General features: G+C 53.8%; 6 protein-coding genes and 1 pseudogene. 5 read left to right on the top strand and 2 right to left on the bottom strand.

Annotated features, from left to right (window positions below; all coding sequences use genetic code 11):
• Nucleotides 1-1,522 precede the first annotated feature (1,522 nt).
• Entirely contained in the window at nucleotides 1,523-2,575 is a 1,053-nt protein-coding gene (locus EPYR_RS16390; protein ID WP_014539587.1) for an NAD(P)-dependent alcohol dehydrogenase, read from the bottom strand.
• 283 nt (nucleotides 2,576-2,858) lie between these two features.
• Nucleotides 2,859-5,687, bottom strand: a complete 2,829-nt coding sequence (uvrA, locus tag EPYR_RS16385) for an excinuclease ABC subunit UvrA (protein WP_014539585.1) — start codon at nucleotides 5,685-5,687, stop codon at nucleotides 2,859-2,861.
• 252 nt (nucleotides 5,688-5,939) lie between these two features.
• Between uvrA and ssb1 the strand changes: the two genes are divergently transcribed.
• From ssb1 to EPYR_RS16365, 5 genes and pseudogenes are all read left to right on the top strand, one after another.
• Entirely contained in the window at nucleotides 5,940-6,491 is a 552-nt protein-coding gene (ssb1, locus tag EPYR_RS16380) for a single-stranded DNA-binding protein SSB1 (RefSeq protein ID WP_014539584.1), read from the top strand.
• A 439-nt stretch (nucleotides 6,492-6,930) separates the two neighbouring features.
• A pseudogene (locus tag EPYR_RS20065) lies at nucleotides 6,931-7,083 on the top strand (site-specific tyrosine recombinase XerC); the annotation flags it as partial.
• A 52-nt stretch (nucleotides 7,084-7,135) separates the two neighbouring features.
• Entirely contained in the window at nucleotides 7,136-7,399 is a 264-nt protein-coding gene (locus EPYR_RS16375) for a type II toxin-antitoxin system ParD family antitoxin (protein WP_014539582.1), read from the top strand.
• A complete protein-coding gene (locus EPYR_RS16370) occupies nucleotides 7,396-7,689 on the top strand; it encodes a type II toxin-antitoxin system RelE/ParE family toxin (RefSeq protein WP_014539581.1) in 294 nt (97 codons plus the stop codon). The genes EPYR_RS16375 and EPYR_RS16370 overlap by 4 nt, the downstream gene beginning before the upstream one ends.
• 962 nt (nucleotides 7,690-8,651) lie before the next feature.
• Nucleotides 8,652-10,337, top strand: coding sequence for a ShlB/FhaC/HecB family hemolysin secretion/activation protein (locus EPYR_RS16365; protein ID WP_014539579.1), 1,686 nt, complete (start codon nucleotides 8,652-8,654; stop codon nucleotides 10,335-10,337).
• The last annotated feature ends 36 nt before the right edge of the window (nucleotides 10,338-10,373 follow it).

Below are 10,373 nucleotides of genomic sequence, written 5' to 3'. Positions count from 1 at the left end.
TGTTTTTGTTGACCAAAGCGATGGGTAAGCCAGACGTTCATCTTCGAATAAAAAGCTTCAGGACGTCTTTAATAGTCTTGTCCCGGTGCAGGGTGATCTCCTGGATANGGCTGTATGCAGAAGTGATACAGGGGCTTCCCGGCCTCCCGGACAGGCGAAAAGGAATAAATTGTCGGCCGGGTAAGTTAACGCCAGCGGTGTTATCCGGGCGATAAAAGGAAGTTAACATTGATATCAGTGCATGAATAAAAGCAGCGGCAGATAACGAGGCGTCTTGCCATTTTATCTGAGAGAGCACGAATGAGTGTGGCAGGGATATTATTTCCTTCCGGGGCATTTGTTGTGAAAAAGAGGTCATCCCCGACCCCGAAAAAAGCGTNTCCGTTCATCACATAACTCCATTTGCTGGCAGTGCTGTTATTTTTATTTAATGGATGGTATGGCGAGGGGTTATATTTTCACGGCAGCAAAAAAATAAATTCGCCATTGGTGCTGGCTGGGGTTTNCCCGCGTTAAATACATGTTTAACCCGTCAGTCAATATTGCAGGCAGGCGGCCTGAGTACTCACCAGCGCAATTGTACATAAAATATAAACCTGGTCAAAACGATCAAACCCCCTTATTAATAGCTTTTATAAATCAATATAATGTCTACTAATCGAGATAAATGTGCCTTTTTTCGTGAGTNATAAAAAAACTCCTTGTGATTCATGGTTAAGTTGCGATTCACCCGGGATGCATGCCTCTGTTAAATTTCAACACTCCCTCAAACGGAAAAACAAATTATGAAGTAATTTGTTACAATTAACAGACTTGGTGAATTAAAGGAATCGATAAAACCACAGCCATTCTTTATCATGGGTTTAATTTTAGTTAGCGACTTTAATATATTTTTTTNAGTGAACGTAAGTCAGGAGCTTTATTNTTTTTTTTGAATTNTGTCGACTGGTAAGGGTAAATCGGCACGTTCGAGGTATAATTCGGATATTGTTGATAATTAAGTTTTCAACGTCCTGCTATGTTGANTTACATCTCTGCTATTTGGCTATAGCACGCTATTAATGACTGGGTTGATGTTGGCGGTGAGTCATGCTGATAATACCATTTTTCCCGTTAATTCAGTCTGGCTGAACCACATCTTTAGCAATGTCATATCGGAAAGGCTCGCAATAGCGATATGGTATCATTCTGGCCTGACCGGATGCAGATCGGCCGGTTATACTGCAGCTAAAGTGTGGCAAAATTAAGGCGTGGAGCCGAATGTATCTGGGAGAGGTTAATGATGAATAAAAAAACCTATAGGCCAACCGTAATGCATGGTTGGTGATGTGGTATCTGGCAGGTTTACAAGAAGAGGCGTGGTGAGTTGGAATATGTTGCCGTTCGGCAGGCAATATAATAATTCATCACGCCGGGGCACTGACTATTGTGGCAAAATTAAGCCAGAGAGATAAGCCCATACGGGATTTGATTTTTCCCGTATGGTCAGAGTGCTGCGGTTTTCTCAGCCGCCGTTAAAAAATTACGCGCGCAGTGAATTGATATCGATGACGAAGCGATACTTCACGTCGCTTTTCAGCATGCGTTCGTAAGCATCGTTAATCTGTTCAATGTTAATCATCTCGATATCGGAGGTGATGTTGTGCTTCCCGCAGAAATCTAACATCTCCTGAGTCTCTTTAATTCCGCCGATCAGTGAACCGGCAATGCTGCGGCGTTTAAAGATCAGATTAAATACCTGCGGTGACGGATGGTCGTGTTCAGGCGCTCCAACCAGCGTCATGGTGCCATCGCGACGCAGCAGGGTGATAAACGGGTTCAGGTCGTGCGGAGCGGCAACGGTATTCAGAATGAAGTCGAAACTATTGGTGTGTTGTGCCATCTGGTCGGCATCTTTAGAGATCACCACTTCGTCTGCCCCAAGGCGTTTGCCGTCCTCCACTTTTGATGCCGATGTGGTAAACAGTACGACATGAGCGCCCATCGCATGTGCGATTTTCACGCCCATATGACCGAGACCACCCAGACCGACGATACCGACTTTTTTACCCGGGCCGACGCCCCAGTGGTGCAGCGGGGAGAAGGTCGTGATGCCTGCGCACAACAGCGGGGCGGCACCAGCCGGATCGAGGTTTTCCGGTACGCGCAATACAAAGTCTTCATGCACTACCACCTGAGTGGCATAGCCACCGAAAGTGGTATCGCCACTGATACGGTCCTGGCCATTATAGGTACCGACAAAGCCCTCTTCACAATACTGTTCGAGATCTTCTTTACAGCTGTCACAGGTACGACAGGAATCAACCAGACAGCCTACACCCACCAGGTCACCTGGTTTGTACTTGTGGCCATGTGCGCCGACCGCAGTGACACGGCCCACAATCTCATGGCCCGGTACCACCGGGAAAATGGTGTTGTGCCATTCGTCACGCGCCTGATGCAGGTCTGAGTGACAGACGCCGCAGTACAGTATTTCAATGAGCACATCATGTTCGCGCAGTTCACGCGGCTGGTAATCAAATGGAGCCAGCGGAGATTTTGCATCCCGGGCAGCGTAAGCGTGCGTAATATTCATTGGTGTCTCCAGTTATTGATGATGTGGCGCAGTGGCCGTGATAGCGGGAGCCGGCAGGGAATAGCATACCTTTTCCGCAAAATGGCAAAGATTAAGCATAGTCAGGGAATGAGGAACAGAGTATGTCCAAAACTCGCTAAGTCTTGCCTGATCCTGCAAAAATACGTGGTAAAGGGAAGAAAAGAGGCATAAACAGCCGGAAAAACTCTTTGTAGAAAAAAACCGGGGATTGCCCGGCCTCTGGAAAATACACCGCTATGAGGTTAACCCCATAGCGGTCATATTACTGCGCCAGCAGTGGCTTAAGGAAGCGGGCGGTATGTGAACGCTCGCACTGCGCAACGGTTTCCGGGGTACCGGATACCAGAATCTCACCGCCGCCGCTGCCGCCCTCCGGGCCGAGGTCGACAATCCAGTCGGCGGTTTTGATCACATCAAGGTTGTGCTCAATCACCACGATGGTGTTGCCCTGGTCGCGCAGCTGATGCAGGACAGCCAGAAGCTGCTGGATGTCGGCAAAATGCAGGCCAGTGGTCGGTTCATCCAGGATGTACAGCGTCTGGCCAGTGCCGCGTTTTGACAGTTCACGCGCCAGCTTCACGCGCTGCGCTTCACCGCCGGACAGCGTGGTTGCCGATTGCCCAAGCCGGATATAAGACAGGCCGACATCCATCAGGGTTTGCAGCTTACGTGCCAGCGCCGGAACGGCATCAAAGAACTCACGCGCTTCTTCAATGGTCATCTCCAGCACTTCGTGAATGTTCTTACCCTTGTACTTCACTTCCAGCGTCTCGCGGTTGTAGCGCTTGCCCTTACACTGATCGCAGGGGACATAGATATCCGGCAGGAAATGCATCTCAACTTTAATAACGCCGTCGCCCTGGCAGGCTTCACAACGCCCGCCGCGCACGTTGAAGCTGAAACGCCCAGGCGTATAGCCACGGGTGCGTGATTCCGGCACGCCGGCAAACAGCTCACGCACCGGGGTAAATATTCCGGTATAGGTCGCCGGGTTGGAGCGCGGCGTGCGACCAATCGGGCTTTGATCGATGTCGATGACCTTATCGAAATGCTCCATACCGGAGATAGCGCGGTAAGGCGCTGCTTCAGCAATAGTCGCGCCGTTAAGCTGGCGCTGAGCAATCGGGAACAGGGTGTCATTAATCAACGTCGACTTACCGGAACCAGAAACCCCGGTAATACAGGTAAACAGCCCGACCGGCAGGATCAGGGTGGCGTCCTTCAGATTGTTACCGCTGGCACCGGTAAGCTTCAATACCTTGGCCGGATCGCCTTTCACCCGTTGTTCAGGAATGGCAATGCCGCGTTTGCCGCTGAGGAATTGTCCGGTCAGGGACTCTTCGACCGCCATAATGTCGTCAACCGTACCTTCAGCGACAACCTGTCCGCCATGCACCCCAGCACCGGGACCGATATCAATAACGTGGTCAGCGGCGCGAATGGCATCTTCATCATGCTCTACCACAATCACGGTATTACCGAGATTGCGCAGATGGACAAGGGTTTCCAGCAAACGTTCATTGTCGCGCTGATGCAAGCCGATAGAAGGTTCATCCAGCACGTACATGACGCCCACCAGGCCGGCACCAATCTGACTGGCCAGACGGATACGTTGCGCTTCCCCACCGGATAGCGTCTCCGCAGAGCGTGACATCGACAGGTAGTTGAGGCCAACGTTAACCAGGAATTTCAGGCGGTCGCCGATCTCTTTCAGCACTTTTTCGGCGATCTTAGCGCGCTGGCCGCTGAGCTTCATATTCTGGAAGAACTCCATCGCATGACCGATGCTCATATCCGAAATAGTGGGAAGTGTGGTGTTCTCAACAAAAACGTGGCGCGCTTCACGACGCAGGCGCGTGCCGTGGCAGCTGGCACAGGAGCGGTTGCTGATGTATTTCGCCAGCTCTTCACGCACCGCAGAGGACTCGGTCTCTTTGTAGCGGCGCTCCATATTATGCAGCACGCCTTCAAACGGATGGCGGCGCACGGAAGTATCGCCACGGTCGTTTACGTATTTAAATTCGATATTTTCTTTGCCGGAACCGTACAAAATCACTTTGCGCGTGCGATCGTCAAGGCTGTTGAACGGCGCTTCGATATCGAACTCCAGGTAATCCGCCAGCGAGCGTAGCATCTGAAAATAGTAGAAGTTACGGCGATCCCAGCCACGGATTGCGCCACCGGACAGCGACAGTTCGGGGTTTTGCACCACGCGGTCGGGATCAAAATATTGCTGTACGCCCAGCCCGTCACAGGTTGGGCAGGCACCGGCCGGGTTGTTGAAGGAGAACAGGCGCGGTTCCAGCTCGCTCATGCTGTAGCCGCAGATCGGGCAGGCGAAGTTGGCCGAAAACAGCAGTTCTTCGGCGCTGGCGTCGTCCATATCGGCGACCACGGCGCTGCCGCCGGAGAGTTCCAGCGCGGTTTCAAACGATTCCGCCAGACGCTGCGTCAGATCGTCGCGTACTTTAAAACGATCGACCACTACTTCAATGGTATGTTTCTTGTGCAATTCCAGCTTTGGAGGATCTGACAGATCGCACACTTCACCGTCGATGCGCGCGCGAATGTACCCCTGGCTGGCGAGGTTTTCCAACGTTTTGCTGTGCTCGCCCTTGCGGTCTTTCACAATGGGCGCCAACAGCATCAGGCGGCGTCCTTCCGGCTGTGACAGCACGTTATCCACCATCTGACTGACGGTTTGCGCCGCCAGCGTCACGTCGTGATCCGGGCAGCGCGGTTCCCCCACGCGGGCAAACAGCAAACGCAGATAATCATGAATTTCGGTAATGGTACCGACGGTAGAACGCGGGTTGTGTGAGGTGGATTTCTGCTCAATCGAAATCGCCGGTGACAGTCCTTCAATATGGTCGACGTCCGGCTTTTCCATCAGTGACAGAAACTGACGCGCATAGGCAGATAGCGACTCAACGTAGCGGCGTTGTCCTTCCGCGTACAGCGTATCAAACGCCAGCGAGGATTTACCGGAACCTGACAGCCCGGTGACAACGATCAGTTTATCGCGCGGAATGATCAGGTTAATGTTTTTCAAATTGTGGGTGCGGGCACCCCGTACTTCGATGTTATCCATTCACAATTCCCGGATTAGCACAAACCTCACCATGCCTGGCTGGCACGGCCAGAAACAAACGAGTTAGTATGGCACAAAAAAACCTGAATGGATAACCAGTGTTTTGACGAGGAATGCCTTATACTGTGATGTTATAGGGTGACGATAAGCCGCGTTTTTCGAGGCATCTCCTAAATGTAGGATCTGCGGGTATGCCATGTTAGAATTTTGCGCGTAGACTACAAGACAGAACAATTAACCGGAGACAGAGACATGGCCAGCAGAGGCGTAAACAAAGTAATTTTAGTCGGAAATCTGGGTCAGGATCCGGAAGTCCGCTACATGCCAAATGGCGGCGCCGTTGCCAACATCACTCTGGCCACCTCCGAAAGCTGGCGTGACAAGCAGACTGGCGAAACCAAAGAGAAAACCGAATGGCACCGCGTGGTACTGTTCGGCAAGCTGGCTGAAGTGGCCGGTGAGTATCTGCGCAAAGGCTCTCAGGTTTATATTGAGGGCGCTCTGCAAACGCGCAAATGGACCGATCAGGCTGGCGTTGAGAAATACACCACCGAAGTGGTAGTCAACGTTGGTGGTACCATGCAGATGCTGGGCGGTCGTGCACAGGGCGGCGGCGCACCAGCCGGTGGCCAGGGCGGTGGTAACAACAATGGCTGGGGCCAGCCGCAGCAGCCGCAGGGCGGCAACCAGTTCAGCGGCGGCGCACAGCAGTCACGTCCGCAGCAGCAGCAGCAGCCACAGCAGAACAGCGCACCGGCGAATAACGAACCGCCAATCGACTTTGACGACGATATTCCGTTTTGACGAATGCGTATCAGTTAATTGAGAACGCTTAAAACCCTGCTCCGGCAGGGTTTTTTTATCATTAAATAGCAGGAAAACACCGATCGGCTTCCGTATCCCCGGGCTTTGCGTATCATTCCGTCTTCTGAAAAGCGCTGTTCCGGGCGCCCTGTCGGCAAGGCGTGATCATCTGCGTGCGATATGCTTTTTTAATCACCTTTATATACAGATTCTCTCAGTTATCTACTCACTCATTACCCTCCGGGATGGATTAACTGGCGAGATTCAACCGTGCTTCCCTAAAAAGAAATTCGTTATGATTTATGCAGATAATTTGTGGAGAATAATGCGCTGAGTCTGCCGTCCGGCNTGCAGAGTTACGTTCAGGCGGTGGCATCGTGGGATCAGTATGCACAGGACAATAATCTGACGCCGGAGCAGAAACAGGCCGATCTGGCCCAGATGGATACAGGCGATGCTGAGCCACCGCAGCGTGGAGAGCACGCAGATNTATACGCAGGTGAGCATCCGGGCGTTGCAGGCGGTGCATGCCTCAACCCACCCGGTGGAGCAGACGGAGCCGGATAAAACGGAAGTTGATGATATGGGGTAACTCTGAAATAATAACAGTTATTAACTGATAGTAACCCAGTGGAGAAACCACCATGCCAACCAGTGTCGCCCTGAGTTCCCACTTTGAAATTTTTATCCGTGAACAGATAGACAGTGGCCGTTATAACAATGCCAGCGAGGTCGTACGGGCAGGTCTGCGGGCGCTGGAAGAACGTGAGCAACAGCTGAAACTGGATGCACTGCGCGTCGCAGTTGATGCGGGCATAAACAGTGGAAAAGGCCGGAGTGCTGAAGAGGTTTTCGGCCGCTTGTCCGGGAAATACAGGCAGATGGCAGACAACGTAAATGCAGAATGAAACTCAGCATATCGCCGCTGGCGGAGCAGGATATCGAAGCCATCGGTGACTATATCGCGCAGGATAATCCGGTGAGGGCAATGAGCTTCACTGAAGAACTGTATCGAAAATGCCTGCGTATTGGCGAAGCACCGCAGCTTTACCGGGAGCGACCCGAGCTGGGCCCGCAGATCAGAAGCTGTGCATATGGGCGGTATCTTATCCTGTTCAGCACTGGCGATACGGAAGCCCGGATAGAACGTGTGTTACATGCTGCGCGCGATATCGGGGAGATATTAGCGCCGGAGTGATGCCGCCGGACAGTGAATAAGGCAGCTCAACCCCGGTAAGTTCGCCGGGTTATGTGCATGGGCAGATCGCGCCTTCCCTGGCGCGATCTGCCCTTCATCAGGTTCAGCGTGCGCGGGGGTAAACGACCGGCCGGCGTCAGGCGGCGGCGTTCTCTGTTCTTCAGCTGCCGGCCGGACGTCCGTTCAACATAATGTGCGCGGATTATGCGCAGCCGTCCCGGCTGGCGGCGAAGCCCGGTCCGCCGCTGGTGAGCGACCCGTCTTCGCATAATACACCTTATGTCTTGCGCCCCCGCGTTCCAGGGCGGGGTGTGGCCGCCTTCCCTGGCAGCGCAGGCTACGGCGTTGCCATCAGGCAGTTGTCGCCCTTACGGCCTCCGCNTGCAGGGCTTTATGCCCGCCCGGCTGCGTCTGTCCGTAACGGCTCGCNGTCGTTCCTCCTTCCTCCTTGCTCGTTCCCGTTCCGGCCAGCTTCCGCTACCCGCCCCGGCCTGTGCCGGTCATGCAAAACCGTCTGTTCCCTTAACCTTCCGTGCCTCAGAGCGCCGCAGGGCAGTGCTTGCGGGTCTCGCCAGCCCGCGCCCGGCAGACGCTTCGTCGTCCGCAGACAGGCTGCGGACTTTTCAGCGCCGTGTGGCAAAACGGTAATGACAGGGGCGGCGGCGCTGGCTATGGTGCGTGGTTGTCTGCTCTTTAACAGTGAAAAAAGGCGCGTCGGGGCAAAAGGTTGCCGTACCGCAAGTGCAACAGGAAAAGCCGGTTGTAACTCACGGATAAAAAAGGGAAAAATGCTGTACGCCGGGTAACTTCGCAACGGAAGAAGTTGTTAAAAATAATTATTGGTTACCTTGCTTTTACTTAATGAAATGGATGATAATCTAAAATTACATTGTGTTACATTTTGAAAACGGATTTTCAATTTAATGGCTGGATTATTATCTTCTTTGCGGCGGGTAGCCCAAATGCCCGCCCTGAACGGCATGTTGCTGGTTTCATCTTCTTTCACCCTTGCCGAGCCTGTACCCGGCAGTCATATCCGGCAAGGCGAGATCCTTGATGCGCAGCAACAACAGCTGCAACAGACGCACGAGCGTGTTTTGCAACAGCAAAATTCTGCGGAAAGTGATGTGCGCCTTGCGCCATCTGAAGTCGTCTTGCCTGATTACCCCGGCAATGAACGTCCCTGTTTTACCATCAATACTCTGCGCTTCGAGGGGGATCCTGACGCACGTTTTCAGTGGGCGCTGAATGCGGCGGATGTGGCAAAAGGTCATTGCCTGGGCGGGCAGGGTATCTTGTTGCTGATTAACAAGGTACAGAACGCTATTCTGGCCGAAGGTTATGTCACCACCCGGGTAATGGCCCGGGAGCAGAACCTGACGACGGGTGTGCTGACGCTGACTATTCAGCCCGGTCGCATTGGCGACATCCGGTTCGAGCGGTTGGTCTCCTGGCGTGGCCGGTTGTGGAACGCTATTCCGACATCATCGGGCGAAATTCTCAACCTGAGGGCGATAGAACAAGGCCTGGAGAACTTTAAACGCGTACCCAGCGCCACGGCCGACATCAAAATTGTGCCCGGCCAGCAGGACGCTACCAGCGATCTGCGCGTGAGCTGGCAACAGGTCAGCCCGGCCCGCCTGAGTCTGGGGCTGGACGACAGCGGATCGAAAAGCACTGGCCGCTACCTCGGCGCTACCACGCTGGCGCTTGATGCCCCCTTTGCTCAGAACGACCTGTTCTATGCCAACATCGGTAAGGATCTGTTCGGTCACGGCCCGTTCGGTAGCCGTTCTCATACCCTGAATTACTTTTTCCCCATCGGCTACTGGGGTTTTTCCGCCAACTACAACCACTATAACTGGTTCCAGAATATCGCCGGCGCCAACCAGATGCTGACCTACCGGGGTAAGAGCGACAATCTGCAGCTGACTTTATCCCGCTTGCTGCATCGCAATCAGTGGCACAAAACCACGCTCACCCTGCGCGTCTGGCGGCGTCAATCCAGCAATACGGTCAACGATATTGACATTGAGCAGCAGCGGCGTCGTACCGCCGGCTGGGAGCTGGGTCTTAGCCAGCGCAGCTATCTCGGATCTGCCACGTTGGATGCCAATCTCAGCTGGCGGCGGGGCACCGCCGCATCAGGAGCGCTCAGATCGCCGGAAGAGAATACGCACAGCGGCAGCGCCCGTACCGGTATAGCGTTGGGTGATATCAGCCTGAATCAGCCTTTCGCCCTCCGCGAGCAGGCATGGCGTTATTTCACCAGCCTGCGCGGGCAGTGGAGCCTGAGCGCATTGACGCCGCCGGATCGAATGGCGATCGCCGGGCGTTATACGGTGCGCGGATTTGACGGTGAACACATGTTATCCGGAGAAAGAGCGGTTATCTGGCGCAATGAGCTGGCATGGAATGTGCTGTCTCGCGGACATGAGCTTTACGCCGCCGCCGATTACGGGCGCGTTGCCGATCCCGGCACCCGTTATCTGGCCGGTCAACAGTTGGTGGGCAGTGCGCTGGGGGTGCGCGGCAGGCTATGGCGCCGCCTTAGCTATGACCTGTTTGCGGGCGTACCGCTTGTCAAACCACGGTCATTTCATACCGCCGGCGCCACCGCCGGCTTTAGCCTTAATCTGGAAATCTGATGCGCCCTGTGTGTTAAGCGACGGGCGCTTTTAACG

The organism is Erwinia pyrifoliae DSM 12163 (assembly GCF_000026985.1).
GTDB lineage: Bacteria > Pseudomonadota > Gammaproteobacteria > Enterobacterales > Enterobacteriaceae > Erwinia > Erwinia pyrifoliae.
The sequence above is the reverse complement of the archived record's forward strand: the minus strand, read 5'-3'. Positions and strand labels throughout refer to the sequence as shown.